Annotated in this window: 16 protein-coding genes; 9 read left to right on the forward strand and 7 right to left on the reverse strand. The window is 34.1% G+C overall.

Annotated features, from left to right (window positions below):
- Window position 1 precedes the first annotated feature (1 nt).
- The 3 genes from ccoG to J8H85_RS05915 all read left to right on the forward strand — a co-directional run bounded on the left by ccoG (window position 2) and on the right by J8H85_RS05915 (window position 2,800).
- The gene (ccoG, locus tag J8H85_RS05905) at window positions 2-1,426 is read left to right on the forward strand and encodes a cytochrome c oxidase accessory protein CcoG (RefSeq protein WP_209653586.1); all 1,425 of its coding nucleotides are present in this window, start codon (window positions 2-4) and stop codon (window positions 1,424-1,426) included.
- A 223-nt stretch (window positions 1,427-1,649) separates the two neighbouring features.
- Window positions 1,650-2,096, forward strand: coding sequence for a FixH family protein (locus tag J8H85_RS05910; RefSeq protein WP_209653588.1), 447 nt, complete (start codon window positions 1,650-1,652; stop codon window positions 2,094-2,096).
- 2 nt (window positions 2,097-2,098) lie between these two features.
- The gene (locus tag J8H85_RS05915; protein WP_209653590.1) at window positions 2,099-2,800 is read left to right on the forward strand and encodes a sulfite exporter TauE/SafE family protein; all 702 of its coding nucleotides are present in this window, start codon (window positions 2,099-2,101) and stop codon (window positions 2,798-2,800) included.
- A 67-nt stretch (window positions 2,801-2,867) separates the two neighbouring features.
- Here the strand turns inward: J8H85_RS05915 and J8H85_RS05920 are convergent, their stop codons facing one another.
- Together J8H85_RS05920 and hemN are read right to left on the reverse strand one after the other, a co-directional pair.
- Window positions 2,868-3,701 carry a universal stress protein gene (locus J8H85_RS05920; protein WP_209653592.1) on the reverse strand — a complete coding sequence of 278 codons (834 nt, stop codon included), beginning with the start codon at window positions 3,699-3,701 and terminating at the stop codon, window positions 2,868-2,870.
- A gap of 16 nt (window positions 3,702-3,717) precedes the next feature.
- Complete coding sequence (gene hemN, locus J8H85_RS05925; protein WP_209653594.1) at window positions 3,718-5,082, reverse strand: oxygen-independent coproporphyrinogen III oxidase; 1,365 nt, start codon at window positions 5,080-5,082, stop codon at window positions 3,718-3,720.
- Between the two features lie 122 nt (window positions 5,083-5,204).
- Here hemN and J8H85_RS05930 point away from each other — a divergent pair, with 122 nt between their 5' ends.
- The 3 genes from J8H85_RS05930 (at window position 5,205) to J8H85_RS05940 (ending at window position 7,194) form a co-directional block, all read left to right on the forward strand.
- On the forward strand, window positions 5,205-5,774 hold the full coding sequence (locus tag J8H85_RS05930) for a superoxide dismutase family protein (protein WP_209653595.1): 570 nt from the start codon (window positions 5,205-5,207) through the stop codon (window positions 5,772-5,774).
- A gap of 92 nt (window positions 5,775-5,866) precedes the next feature.
- Window positions 5,867-6,397 (forward strand): RNA polymerase sigma factor, encoded by a 531-nt coding sequence (locus J8H85_RS05935; protein WP_209653597.1) that lies wholly within the window; start codon window positions 5,867-5,869, stop codon window positions 6,395-6,397.
- 2 nt (window positions 6,398-6,399) lie between these two features.
- Window positions 6,400-7,194: an anti-sigma factor gene (locus tag J8H85_RS05940; RefSeq protein WP_209653599.1), complete on the forward strand. Its 795-nt coding sequence runs from the start codon at window positions 6,400-6,402 to the stop codon at window positions 7,192-7,194.
- Between the two features lie 47 nt (window positions 7,195-7,241).
- Here the strand turns inward: J8H85_RS05940 and J8H85_RS05945 are convergent, their stop codons facing one another.
- Window positions 7,242-8,285 (reverse strand): RluA family pseudouridine synthase, encoded by a 1,044-nt coding sequence (locus J8H85_RS05945; RefSeq protein ID WP_209653601.1) that lies wholly within the window; start codon window positions 8,283-8,285, stop codon window positions 7,242-7,244.
- A gap of 40 nt (window positions 8,286-8,325) precedes the next feature.
- Window positions 8,326-8,961, reverse strand: coding sequence for a PASTA domain-containing protein (locus tag J8H85_RS05950; RefSeq protein WP_209653603.1), 636 nt, complete (start codon window positions 8,959-8,961; stop codon window positions 8,326-8,328).
- Window positions 8,962-9,120: 159 nt separating this feature from the next.
- Between J8H85_RS05950 and J8H85_RS05955 the strand changes: the two genes are divergently transcribed.
- The 3 genes from J8H85_RS05955 to coaD all read left to right on the forward strand — a co-directional run bounded on the left by J8H85_RS05955 (window position 9,121) and on the right by coaD (window position 11,022).
- Window positions 9,121-10,098 carry a D-alanine--D-alanine ligase gene (locus tag J8H85_RS05955; RefSeq protein ID WP_209653605.1) on the forward strand — a complete coding sequence of 326 codons (978 nt, stop codon included), beginning with the start codon at window positions 9,121-9,123 and terminating at the stop codon, window positions 10,096-10,098.
- 124 nt (window positions 10,099-10,222) lie between these two features.
- A complete protein-coding gene (locus J8H85_RS05960; protein WP_209653607.1) occupies window positions 10,223-10,537 on the forward strand; it encodes a hypothetical protein in 315 nt (104 codons plus the stop codon).
- A gap of 29 nt (window positions 10,538-10,566) precedes the next feature.
- Window positions 10,567-11,022: a pantetheine-phosphate adenylyltransferase gene (coaD, locus tag J8H85_RS05965; protein WP_209653609.1), complete on the forward strand. Its 456-nt coding sequence runs from the start codon at window positions 10,567-10,569 to the stop codon at window positions 11,020-11,022.
- A 133-nt stretch (window positions 11,023-11,155) separates the two neighbouring features.
- Here coaD and J8H85_RS05970 read toward each other — a convergent pair whose 3' ends face one another.
- From J8H85_RS05970 to J8H85_RS05980, 3 genes are all read right to left on the reverse strand, one after another.
- Window positions 11,156-12,820, reverse strand: a complete 1,665-nt coding sequence (locus J8H85_RS05970) for a SulP family inorganic anion transporter (RefSeq protein ID WP_209653611.1) — start codon at window positions 12,818-12,820, stop codon at window positions 11,156-11,158.
- A gap of 106 nt (window positions 12,821-12,926) precedes the next feature.
- Complete coding sequence (locus J8H85_RS05975; RefSeq protein WP_209653613.1) at window positions 12,927-13,298, reverse strand: hypothetical protein; 372 nt, start codon at window positions 13,296-13,298, stop codon at window positions 12,927-12,929.
- A 115-nt stretch (window positions 13,299-13,413) separates the two neighbouring features.
- Window positions 13,414-13,995, reverse strand: a complete 582-nt coding sequence (locus J8H85_RS05980; protein ID WP_209653615.1) for an NUDIX hydrolase — start codon at window positions 13,993-13,995, stop codon at window positions 13,414-13,416.
- Window positions 13,996-14,069: the final 74 nt, after the last annotated feature.

Genomic DNA, 14,069 nt, shown 5'->3' on the forward strand with positions numbered 1-14,069 from the left:
AATGGAAACCCCAGGAAACGAAATATTTAGAGACAGCATTGGCACGGTTACCAAAGACGGTAAACGCGCTTGGGTATTTCCTAAAAAACCAAGTGGCAAGCTCTATACATACAGAAAATTTGTAAGCTACTTTTTATTGGCGTTTTTAATTTTGGCTCCATTTGTTAAAATAAATGGAAACCAGTTTTTATTATTTAATGTACTGGAACGCCGTTTTAATATTTTTGGGTTTCCGTTTTGGCCACAAGATTTTTACCTGTTTGTAATCTCCATGCTTATTGGGGTTATTTTTATTGCGCTATTTACGGTTGCTTTTGGACGTATTTTCTGTGGGTGGATTTGTCCGCAAACCATTTTTATGGAAATGGTTTTTAGACGCATAGAATATTGGATTGAAGGCGACAGAGGCAAACAAATGCGTTTAGCAAAACAACCTTGGAATGCTGAAAAAATTAGAAAAAAAGGCTTAAAATTAATAGTCTTTTTACTTATATCATTTCTTATCGCCAATGTGTTTTTAGCCTATTTAATAGGGAGCGATAAACTGTTACAATTTGTTATTGATGGTCCATTAAATCATATAAGCAACTTTATTTCATTGTTGATTTTTACGGCTGTTTTTTATTTTGTTTTTGCTTGGTTTAGAGAACAAGTTTGCATCATTGCGTGTCCTTATGGGCGCTTACAAGGTGCTTTATTGGATACTAAATCGATTGTGGTGGCTTACGACCATAAACGTGGTGAAGCCAAAAATGGCAGAAAGAAGTTTAGAAAAGACGAAGACAGAAAAGTTTTGGGATATGGTGATTGTATTGATTGTTTTCAATGTGTAAACGTTTGCCCAACAGGTATTGATATTAGAAACGGTACACAACTGGAATGTGTAAATTGTACCGCTTGTATAGATGAATGCGACCACATCATGGAAAGCATTAATTTACCAAAAGGTTTAATTAGATACGCAAGCGAAGAAAATATTGAAAACAAAACACCTTTTAAACTTACTGCTAGAATGAAAGGTTATATAGCTGTTTTAGTCATTTTAACGGGGTTACTTACAGGCATGCTTTTTTTAAGGAATGATGTAGAAGCGACCATATTAAGACTACCTGGGCAACTGTATGAACATAAAGAAAACAACATTATAAGTAACGTTTACACTTTTAAGCTGGTAAACAAAACAACTGAAGATATTGAGGATGTTAGCTTTAAGTTAATGTCGCACAAAGGAACCTTAAAATTGGTTGCTACTAGTGATAGTTTTGTGGTACCTAGCCAAGGAATATCGAAAGGGACTTTGTTTATTGAAATTAACAATGCAGCTTTAACCGGTGACAGAAACAAAATAAAAATTGGCATTTATAAAGGTGATAAACTTATTGAAACAGCTACGGCTAACTTTTTAGGCCCGAGGAGTTATAGATAGTTTTTAGTCGCAGTCGCAGTAAACAGTGCTTACTCTTGCTGTGATAAAATGACTTTGGCTGATAAGGTGCATTAGGGATTGAACGGCATGTTTGAGCTCCCGACGCAGGAGGAGCGAGTAGTGAAAGCCCGACCTGAGGTAACGAAGGGAATGCCAGAATTGTTTGAAATGAAAAGTAAATTAATAAGATTCCCTCCTTCGAGAGAATGAAAAAAATTATAAGATGAAAATAAATTGGGGAACCGGAATTGTTTTAGCGTTTATAGGCTTTATAAGCTTTATTATGTACTTTGTTATTACCATGAACGTGGATAAAAAACTGGAACATGATTTGGTTACTGAAGATTATTATGCTGAAGAATTAATGTACCAAGCGGATATTAACAAACTTGAAAACGCTAATAAATTAAGTGAAAACATTCGCTATGAACGTACTGATGAAGGCTTATTGATTGTGTTTCCCAGTAATTTGGATTTTAATAAAATAAGCGGCAATGTGTTCCTATATAGACCATCTAACAAACAATTGGACTTTGAAACCAAAATTTCATTGTCTGAACTCCATTTGCTCATACCTGACAAACGTTTGGTAGATGGTCGTTGGAACATAAAAATTGATTGGCAATACAACAATGTGCCTTATTTATACAAAGAAACTATAAATTATTAATCATGCTAATTTCGGCATTTGTTTTAGGGCTACTGGGGAGTTTTCACTGTGTTGGCATGTGTGGGCCTATTGCTTTTATGCTTCCTGTAGATAGGACCAATGTTTACAAAAAAGCATCTCAAATTGCCATGTACCACGCAGGCAGACTGCTAGCATACAGCATTATTGGGTTGGTATTCGGACTTATTGGAAAAAGCTTATTCCTTTTTGGTTTTCAGCAGCAGCTTTCCATAGTTATTGGCGTTTTAATGATTTTGCTTGTTATTATTCCGCAACATAAATTAAACAAATACAATGCCTCCAGACCTATTTATAAGCTTATAGGCAAGGTTAAATCTGCTTTGGGCGCCGCTTTAAAGAAAAAAACAGCCGACACTTTTTTAACTATTGGATTCCTTAATGGTTTTTTGCCATGTGGTTTAGTTTATATGGCGGTTTTTGCTGCAATTGCAGCAGGAAATGCTTTAAACGGCAGTTTATATATGACGGTTTTTGGGTTGGGCACCGTGCCTTTAATGACTACCGCTATTTATTTATCAAATTTTTTAAAAGGCAATGCCAGGCAAAAAATACAAAAAGCAATTCCTGTTTTTGTAATAATTATTGGTGTTTTATTTATTCTTCGCGGGTTAGGTTTAGGGATTCCTTATGTTTCTCCTGCTCCTATTACAGATCTAGTTACAAACCAAATAAACTGCCATTAAACAAAAAAAGTAGTTGGAATTCCCAACTACTCTTTTATTAAAAAATCATTCAGTAACCTAAGGCTCCTTAAATTTTAAATGTAATTACAGGTAAGTTTGCGTGGTTCGCAACATCTTCACCTATGCTACCTTCAAAAAAGTGTGCTAACCCCTTTTTGCCATGAGTTGGTATGGCAATAATATCTGCTCCCACTTTTAGTGCAAAATTTATAACACCAGTCTCAACAGAATAATCGGAAACGTAATGAACGGTGTCCATTTTATCAAGATTTCTTTCTGCTTTAGTGAAAAAATTAACAACAATTTTTTCAATCTCTACAGAACTTTTAAAGCGTTCGTTAGGTAAGTTCACATAAACCATATACATTTTAGAATTGATTTTCTCGAACATTTTAACCGCTTTCTTATATGATTTAATTGATTCTTCTGAAAAATCGCAAGCAAAGACCACGGTTTCAAAATTAATACCCTTTAACTCATTTTTCACCACCAATACTGGAACTTCAGAGTTTCTAACCACACGTTCTGTGTTTGAACCTACAAAAATTTCCATAATGCCACTAGCACCATGCGAACCCATTATTATCAAATCGGCATCATGCTTTTCTGCCACATCATTCACCTCGCTAAACACTTTAAAGTGTTTAATAATGGGTGTTACCTTCACGCCTTTTAAATAATCCTTTTGAAGAAATTTTTCAAACTTTTGTTCTGCCAATTTATAGAAAAAAACAGCTTGTTCGGTTTGAAATCCTTCTGAAGCCGTTAGCATCACATCGGTCATTTCCAACATGTGCAATGCTAAAATTTCAGAATTAAATTTTGTTGCAAATTTAGCCGCAGCTTTAAGTGCAAATTCAGAATGTTCTGAAAAATCTATGGGAACAATTATTTTTTTCATAATCTTTATTTTTATGTTAAACAGTCATTGAAAACAACTGTGTATCAGGTTGTTTTCGTTGTAATAATAAATCGAAAGCCATACAAATGTTCCGCACAAATGGCTGACCTTTTTTTGTAACCTGAATGGTATTTGAACTAATATTTAGTAAGCCATCGTTTTCCATTTCTTTTAATTTAATAAGAACTTGAGGCAGTTCATTAAAATAATGCAAGTTACTAGACCAAGTTGTTTTGAATTGGCACATCAAGTTAAGAATATGTTTTCTAATAATTAAATCTTCTTCATTTAAAATATGACCTCTATAAACGGGAATAATATCATCTTTCAATAAATTGTAATATTCCTCAATGCCTTTTACGTTTTGCGAAAAACCATACCAACTATCGCTTATTGATGATACACCCAACCCAATCATAGCTTGGGTTTTTGATGCGGTATACCCCATAAAATTCCGATGTAAATTACCATGTTGCATCGATTTGTAAAGTGAATCGGTTTGCAGCGCAAAATGATCCATTCCTATTTCATGGTAACCCACTTCTGCTAGCAAAGTTTTCCCTAGTTCGTATTGCTGCCTTTTTAATTCCGCCGAAGGCAAATCGGCATCACTAAATCCACGTTGCCCGTTTCCTTTTATCCATGGTACATGGGCATAACTGTAAAATGCTAATCTATCAGGCAATAATTGCTTCGTATTTAAAATAGTTTGCTTTACATGTTCCAATGTTTGAAAAGGCAACCCAAAAATAATATCGTGTCCAACAGAAGTATACCCAATTTCACGAGCCATTTCCGTAGCACGTTTTACGTTTTCAAAAGGTTGAATTCTGTGAATGGCCTTTTGTACGGTTTCGTTGTAATCCTGCACACCGTAACTTACACGCCTAAAGCCAACATCATATAAAGCTTGCAAATGTTCTTTGGTGGTATTGTTTGGATGACCTTCAAAACTAAATTCATAATTTTCAGCAAGTTTAGAAGTGCTTAAAATACCATTAATGAGCGTTTTTAAATTATCAGGACTAAAAAAAGTGGGAGTACCACCTCCTAAATGCAATTCCTTAATAAAAGGTTTTTCTTCAAGCAAATCTAAATACAAATTCCATTCTTTTAAAACAGCATTTATATATGGCGATTCTACACTATGCTGCTTGGTAATACGTTTATTGCAACCACAAAAAGTACATAAACTTTCGCAAAAAGGCAGATGAATATATAAGCTTATACCTTCCTTTAAATGGCTCTCGTTAAACGATTTTTTCAATGATGCTTTCCACGCTTTTAGCGAAAACGAAGCATCATCCCAATACGGCACCGTTGGGTAACTGGTGTAACGTGGACCCGCAATATTATATTTATTGAGTAATGAATTATACATACCTAACATTATAGTCCAAAATTAATGCATATGAGTTCAAAATAATATGATATAAGTCATAATCAAATTTGCTATTGTTTTATTATTACAGTAATTTTAAATAAAATTAAAACACATTAAAAATGAAAAAAATAAGTTTACTAGCAATGGTTTTACTAATGGGGTTCACCTCATGTAAAAAAGTTAAAAAAGATACCGAAACTACAGATACAGAAGTAATTGAAACGGAAGTTGTGGCTCCAAAAACACTTACCGTAGAACTAACACCTAAAAGCGATAGCAGCGTAAGTGGCAATGTTGTCTTTACTGAAGAAAATGGCACAGTAAACATGGTGGCAACCATTAAAGGACTGGAACCTGGTGAACATGCTATCCATATTCATGAATCGTCTGATTGTTCTTCACCTGACGGAAAATCTACCGGTGGGCACTGGAACCCTACAAACCAACCTCATGGTAAATGGGATGCTGAAACAGGCTATCATAAAGGTGACATTGGAAATTTAACTGCCGATGAAAACGGAGACGCAAGCATTTCTATGTCTACAGATGAATGGTGCATTGGTTGTGGTGACGAAACAAAAGATATTATTGGCAAGGGCATTATTGTACATGCTGGTGTTGACGATTTTAAAACCCAACCTACTGGCGATGCTGGTGGGCGCATAAGCTGCGGCGGTATCATTCAATAAAACAGAAAGCAAAATAATTCTTTACAAAAGCTACTTTAAAACAGTAGCTTTTATCTTTTTAATTCATTACTTTCGGAAACTTATACCCCTGTATGCACTTAGAACTTCTAATAGAAAAATTTAAACAGAAAGACGAAAAGGCTTTTGAAACGTTGTACAACATGTATAGCGAAAGCATGCAAGGTGTTATATACAATATTGTTCGAGATGCAGATATAGCTGAAGAAGTTATGCAAGATGTTTTTATAAAAGCATGGCATAATGCCAGCACCTATTCAGCTGAAAAAGGACGTTTTTTTACATGGATTTTAAATATTGCCAGAAATGCAGCGATTGATAAAACCCGTTCAAAATCCTTTAAAAACTCAAAACAAAACCTTGATGCTACTTTTTTCGTAGATATACTTGAAACCAATGAAAGCTTAGATAATAAAACCGATTCCATTGGTATTGCAAAATTTGTGGGCAAGCTTGCAAAAAAATGTATAGAAGTTATTGAACTATTATACTTTAAAGGCTACACACAAACTGAAGCTTCTGAAGCACTTGATATGCCTATTGGCACTATTAAAACAAGAAACAGAAACTGCATACAAGAATTAAGAAACATGGTATTAAAATAAATATGGATATTAAAGCATACATAGAATCTGGAATTTTAGAGCTATACGTAGCGGGTTCACTTTCTGAAAAAGAAAACAAGGAAGTGTACGAGCTTATGCAACAACATCCTGAAATTTTACAAGAAGTTTTAAACATTGAAGCTGCCATAATTAAACTTACAGCAGCAGCATCTAACAACAAAAAAACAGACTCGTTACAAGCTATAAAAAACAAATTAGGTTTCAATAACGATGATGCCAAAGTTATCTCCATAACCAAACCTAAATACAATTGGATTACTTATACAGGGTGGGCTGCATCTATTATTTTAGCCGTTGGGTTATTTTATACTTCAACTGAAAATAATCAACTAAAAGAAGAGATACAAATATCAGAAACCCAACAATCTTTATTGGAAACCCAAATAGCCAATTCTAAAAACAGTTTGGAAGAAGCCAATACCTTAATAAGTGTTTTACGTGACGACAACATTACCAAAGTTCCTTTAGCGGGACAAGGCAATTTTGCTAGTACTTATGCTAAAGTTTATTGGGATAAAAATACGCAACGCATTTTCTTAGATGCACAAGGTTTACCCGATCCGCCAGAAGGAAAGGTGTACCAAGTATGGTCGTTAAAACTAAGTCCTTTAACCCCTACAAGCTTAGGAACTATTGATAATTTCACTACTGATAACAACAAGATTTTTGAAATTATAAATACCAACGAAAGTGAAGCTTTTGGTATTACTTTAGAACCTGCAGGTGGTAGTAAAACACCAACAATGGAACAACTTTATACGCTTGGGGTAGTATAAAGTCTTTTCTAAAAAAACAATAAAATCAGCTAAATTAAACAGAAGATTTATTCTACAGCGCCTTGGTGTTTCGAATAAGTACGCCATTTTTCAATACACTCTACCATATCATCTGGAATGGGCGTATCAAAACTCATAAACTTACCGGTTTTTGGATGCACAAAACCCAATGTTTTTGCATGTAGCGCTTGCCTAGGTAATACCTTAAAACAATTATCTACAAATTGTTTGTACTTCGTAAAGGTGGTACCTTTTAACACTTTTTCGCCACCATAACGCTCATCATTAAACAACGTATGCCCAATATGTTTCATATGAACACGTATTTGGTGTGTACGCCCAGTTTCAAGTTTACAGGACACTAAGGTTACATACCCCAAGCGTTCCAAAACTTTGTAATGTGTTACGGCTGGTTTTCCTTTATCGGCTTCATCACCAAGATATACTGTGTTTTGTAAACGGTTTTTTGGGTGACGACCAATATTACCTTCAACCGTACCTTCTTCCTCTTCTATATTCCCCCAAACAATGGCTACATATTCACGCTCGCTTGTTTTTTCAGCAAATTGAAGCGACAAATGTGTCATGGCCTGTTCGGTTTTTGCAATAACCAAAAGTCCGCTCGTATCTTTATCTATTCTATGCACCAAACCAGGACGCTCGCTGGAGTTGTTCGGTAAATTTTCAAATCTATAAATCAATGCATTGATGAGCGTTCCCGAATAATTTCCATGCCCCGGATGCACCACCATACCAGCTGGTTTGTTTACCACCAACAATTCATCATCCTCATAAACAATATCAAGCGGAATATCTTCACCTACCAACAAGTTTTCATGTGGTGGATGCGTAAATAAAACACGTATTTTATCAAATGGTTTTACTTTATAGTTTGATTTTACAGGAGTTCCATTTACAAAAATGCTTCCGTTTTTGGCAGCTGCCTGAATTTTGTTTCGTGTTGCATTTTCAACAAAATTCATTAAATATTTATCTATTCGAAGTGGATTTTGACCTTTATCTACGGTAAACGCATGATGTTCATACAAATCACTTTCATCATCAATAAAATCGGGGGTATAATCTTCCATTGGAATTTATTAACCGTGGTAAACCACAGCAAGTATTATTTTAAAAATTTAAATCGGAAGATGGATTACTATCATCAGATTCGTTTTCCGGCACACTATCACCTTCAACATTGGCTTCACCTCCAGGCCTGTTTCCATTTCCAAGCACCAAATCAATAACAGTAGTTTTTGGTAATTTATCGCCTTGTTTTATACTTTTTCCTTTATAGGTCATATCTAAAACCAAATCTTTAGCAATATTATTAACATAAGTAAGTTTACCCACTTTAAAACCAACCGCTTCCAATGTTGGTTTAGCTTGCCTAAAAGTACGTTCTCTTAAATCGGGAACGGTAGTTTTTCTAAACCCAGAAGGATTTACGGTAATATAAATTTTACGGTCTTCTTTTACTTTAGCTCCCGCTTTTGGCGATTGATCTATTACTGAAAATTTCGGATAATCAGGATTGTAATTTGCCGAATCTTGAACTTGCATTTCAAGATTATTCTCGTCCAACTCTATAGAGGCAACGCTTAGGGATTTCCCTTTTAAATCGGGCACAGTTTGAAATTCACCATGGTTTGTTGTAAAATTCAACCATCTTAACATCACAAAACACAACACCACTACGGCACCAATTGCTAATAATAATTGCTTTAAAAATACTTTACTGGTTAGAAATTTAATAACGCTCATGTATAAAATTTTCGATTAGGCAAATATATAAAAACAGAACTGTTTTTTCTTTTGCAATTTAAGTGATATTTTAGCTTAACTAATAATAGATACGTTTTATTGTAGTTTTTAGACTTATAAAAGATTCCCTCCTTCGAGGGAATGACAAAAATATAATACATGAAAAAAAATATTGCTATCATCATGGGAGGTTATTCAAGCGAATACCAAATCTCATTAAAAAGTGGTCAAGTGGTTTATGAAACTTTAGATGCTTCAAAATACAACGCTTACAGAATTCATATTTTCAAAGAAAAATGGGTGTATGTTGATAGCAACAACACTGAATTCCCTGTGGATAAAAATGATTTTTCGGTAACTGTAAACAACTCAAAAATAACTTTTGATTGTGTATTTAATGCCATACATGGTTCGCCCGGAGAAGACGGATTTATGCAAGCTTATTTTAAATTGATTGACATGCCACAAACCAGTTGCGATATGTATCAAGCGGGTTTAACCTTTAATAAACGTGATTGTTTAAGCGTTTTAAAACCCTATGGCATAAAAACTGCCGAATCATTTTATATAAATTTAGGCGACACCATTAACGAGGATGCCATTGTTGCCAAAGTAGGTTTGCCCTGTTTTGTGAAGGCTAATAAAGCGGGCAGTAGTTTTGGCGTAACAAAAGTTCACAAGAAGGAAGACATAAAAAACGCCATTGAAGTGGCTTTTAAAGAAGATGATGAAATTATTGTGGAATCGTTTTTAGATGGCACCGAAGTATCTGTAGGCGTTATAAATTTTAAGGGCAAAACCAAAGTATTGCCCATTACCGAAATTGTAAGCGAAAACGATTTTTTTGATTACGAAGCTAAATATTTAGGAAAATCGCAAGAAATAACCCCTGCCCGTTTAACCAAAGATGAAGAAACCAAAGTAACTGCCATTGCCAAAAAAGTGTACGAAGTTTTAAAAATGAAAGGTTTTAGCCGAAGCGAATATATTTTTAAAAATGGCGAACCGCATTTATTGGAAGTAAACACCGTACCTGGATTAACCCTAGCCAGCATTTTACCCCAACAAGCTAAGGCCGCAGGTATTACTTTAGTTGAACTATTTGATAATGCTATTGAAGAAGCTTTAAAAAATTAAATAATTATTATTGATTATATTTGATTGTTACCTGTAATTTCGGAACTCATTCAACAGGAAAAACTGAATTGAAAATGGTGGATTTTACTAAAAGAGATTAATAAAAAAATTAAAAAGTGCAATAATGGAAGTGAAATTTGATTTAGTCAGAATTGGCAAAATCCGTAGAGATTATGCAATTGAAAATGTCTTAAAACAAAATGTTGACTCATTAAAAAATAAAATTCGATTTTTATTAAAAAACGATAATTGTTTCAATAAATACAATAGAGTTGATATGGTAATGATTATTCCTGGAAAAGGTGAAAGTATTAAAATTGCTTTACAAGATATAACAGACTTTCACATTAGAAAAAAATTAAAAGAAAATGTTCCTGATTCAATTTACATGGGAAAATACTCCGCGATTTTGGACAATATCAACAATCGAATTTTTTAAAAGAATAAAAAAACTGAGCAAAAAAATAAATGAAACGAGCCATCTTCCCAGGGTCTTTTGACCCTATAACTTTAGGGCATTACGATATTATCAAACGTGGTGTGACGCTTTTTGATGAAGTCGTTGTGGCCATTGGTGTGAACTCCGATAAAAAATACATGTTTTCTTTAGAAGAACGAAAAGCGTTTATAGAAGAAGCCTTTGCCGACGAGTCGAAAGTAAAAGTAGTAACCTATAAAGGGTTGACGGTTGACTTTTGCAAAGAAATTGACGCTAAATTTATTTTACGCGGGTTACGCAATCCTGCCGATTTTGAGTTTGAAAAAGCCATTGCTCATGCCAATAGACGCTTAGCTACTATTGAAACGGTATTTTTATTAACCGCAGCAAAAACATCGTACATATCCTCTTCCATAGTACGCGATGTTATTAAAAACAATGGCGATTATACCAAGTTTGTACCAGATAGTGTACGGGTGAAATAGATTTCTTTTAGACTTCTTAGACCTTTTAGATTTTTAGACTACTTAGATTTTAGACAAAAGTATTCAGTTCAAGCTTCTAAAAGTCTAACGTTCTAACGTTCTAACGTTCTAAAGATCTAATCTTCTAACCAATCTAAAACTTATATTCCGATAAAGACTTTGGAAATTTCTCTGGGTTTTCGGCTAAATAATAACGTGGATCATCTACAGCTTCAACAATAACTTCCCTGAATTTCGGACTTGCCTTATACAGCAACACTTTACAGTCTTCACTTAAATGTTTTAGCTTAATGGACTTCCCTTCGGCTTCATATTTATTCACCAAATTAAAAATAGCTTCCAATGCGGAATGGTCGCTAATACGCGATTCTACAAAATCTATCTCAACATGGTCAGGATCATTTTTTACATCAAACTTTTCATTAAAAGCTTGAATAGATCCAAAAAACAAAGGTCCCCAAATTTCATAGATCTTCGTTTTTCCATCTTCAGAAACACGCTTTCTGGCCCTAATTTTTTTGGCATTTTCCCAAGCAAAAACCAATGCCGAAATAATAACACCTACAAATACAGCAATGGCTAAATCGTAAATTACGGTAACTGCCGATACTGTAATCAATACAAAAGCATCAGCCATTGGTATTTTTCTAAGAATTCTAAAACTAGACCATGCAAATGTTTCTATCACCATCATAAACATCACCCCTATTAAAGCGGCAATAGGCACTTGTTCAATGTATTTATCGGTAAACAAAATAAAGGTAAGTAGTGTAACCGCCATCATAATTCCAGACAGCCTCCCTCGGCCACCCGCATTAATATTGATAACCGTTTGCCCAATCATACCACAACCTCCTGTGCCACCAAACAAACCACTTACTATATTTCCTGCGCCTTGGGCAACACATTCTCGGTTACCGTTTCCTCTGGTTTCAGTTAATTCATCTACCAAATTCATGGTCATTAGGGATTCAATCAATCCCACCGATGCTGCTAAAAAAGCATATGGCAAGATAAATTTTAAGGTATCTAAATTAAACGGTAAATATTGCCAAAGTTCTAAATTAGGTTTTGGAAACTCACCTTTTAATCCGCTTCCGCCACCTTCAACAATATAAGAACCTACGGTACTAACATCCAAACCTCCAAACACCACAATACCTGTAGTTATTAGAATAGCTGTTAATGCCGCTGGAATTTTGGTTGTTATTTTAGGCAATAACCAAATAACACCCATAGTAAACAAAACCAATCCAAGCATTAAATACAATTCGGAGCCTTGCATGGGAATGTTGATGTATTCCTTAACACCATCAGCTGAAATTTCAAGTTCCTTATGTGAAAACATACGTACTTGAGCTAGAAAAATAACGATGGCCAACCCGTTTACAAACCCCATCATTACAGAGTGTGGAATAAGCCTAACAAAACGTCCTAATTTGAATAAACCTGCACTTATTTGAAACACGCCCATTAGTATAACAGCTGCCAACAAATAGAAATATCCCATATTTTCAACAGGCGTATCGAACTGCATGCCTTTGGCATGACCTTCTGAAATTAAATGCACAAAAATAACGGCAACAGCACCAGCTGCCCCGGAAATCAAACCAGGTCTTCCTCCAAAAATAGCGGTAATCAAACCGATGATAAAAGCCCCTGAAAGCGCCACTAAAGGATCTATTTGAGCCACAAAAGCAAATGCAACTACTTCAGGAATCATAGCTAACGATGTTGTTATACCTGCCAACACATCATCTTTAGCATTTGGTATTATCTTCCTTACAAATTCTGTCATGGTTGTTTTTTTAAAGGACGAAATTACTACTAATAAATAAGTATATCCAACAGAAACCTATATTTAACCGTAGAATTTAACTAAAACGTTTGAGTAGTTAAAGGTTTTAGAATTCCAAAGAATTTAACCATAATAAAGCTTCATCTCTTTTTTGAAACAAGTTAATCTTCCAACAATTGTTTTCGTTAAGATTCATTAAAGTTTCTGTAGACATCATACCTCCTACTGATGAAACAATAACGGCAGCGGCCTTAACCTTTTTTAAACTAATTATTGCTTTTTGTGCTGGGAAAGTATATGAATAAGAATTCTTCTTATTAATCAACAACAATGTAGGTTCTGCTAAATTGCTAAGTATAAAATCATGGTATTCATCTACCATAATCTCATCCATTTCTACACCATCGTTAACTATAACTTCAGCTAAATTTTCTTTAATAATATTTATTACCCCAAATGATAAATTATAATTTTTCATGTAATTTTATTTTAATTCTGAGAGATTAAAAAAATTACAACAACTTCTAAATGTTATTTTAATAGCAATTTATAAATGAGGGATTTTATTATTATTTTGCTTTATTATAGATTAATCAAATTAAAATTTTAATGTTGGCATATGAATTTTCAAGTGCTCCAGATATTTGCTCATCGTTTAACCATTCTACTTTAGTGATACCTTCTTCTTCTTGAGCGTATAAAACCCCTGCAAAGCTTGTTCGCATTTCAAACCAATAGGTCACCTTAATTCTATGGTTTCCGTTGCGTTTAAAAATATGGTAAGTGGTTTCTAAAGGTTTTGTTATTTCCAACCCTGCAACACCGGTTTCTTCCATAACTTCTCGTAAAGCAGTTCTTTCAATGCTTTCAGAGCCTTCTATTTTTCCTTTAGGCAAATCCCATTTATCATTTCGGTATATAAACAAAATCTCATTATTATCATTATACACTTTACCTCCACCAGCAACTACATTTGGTAATTTTTTCAAAAACTTTTTAAGTAGTTTTTCGCCATTTTTATGAATAAGGCGTACTTCTTCTAATTTTGTAGTATTAAGCTCTTTTATAACTTTTCCTATATTTACCGTATCCAATAAATAGTTTTTAAAGTTAGTTTCCTGCTCAACAACTGTTGTTAAAATTATAGGTTTATCGCCAACAAAAACTTTGTACATGCCTTACTTTAATAATTACACTTTGGTAAAAATATCATTTTTAGGCACAAAGTTGGCATTGTTGAAAAAAATAT

Source organism: Mariniflexile gromovii (assembly GCF_017814435.1).
Lineage (GTDB): Bacteria > Bacteroidota > Bacteroidia > Flavobacteriales > Flavobacteriaceae > Mariniflexile > Mariniflexile gromovii.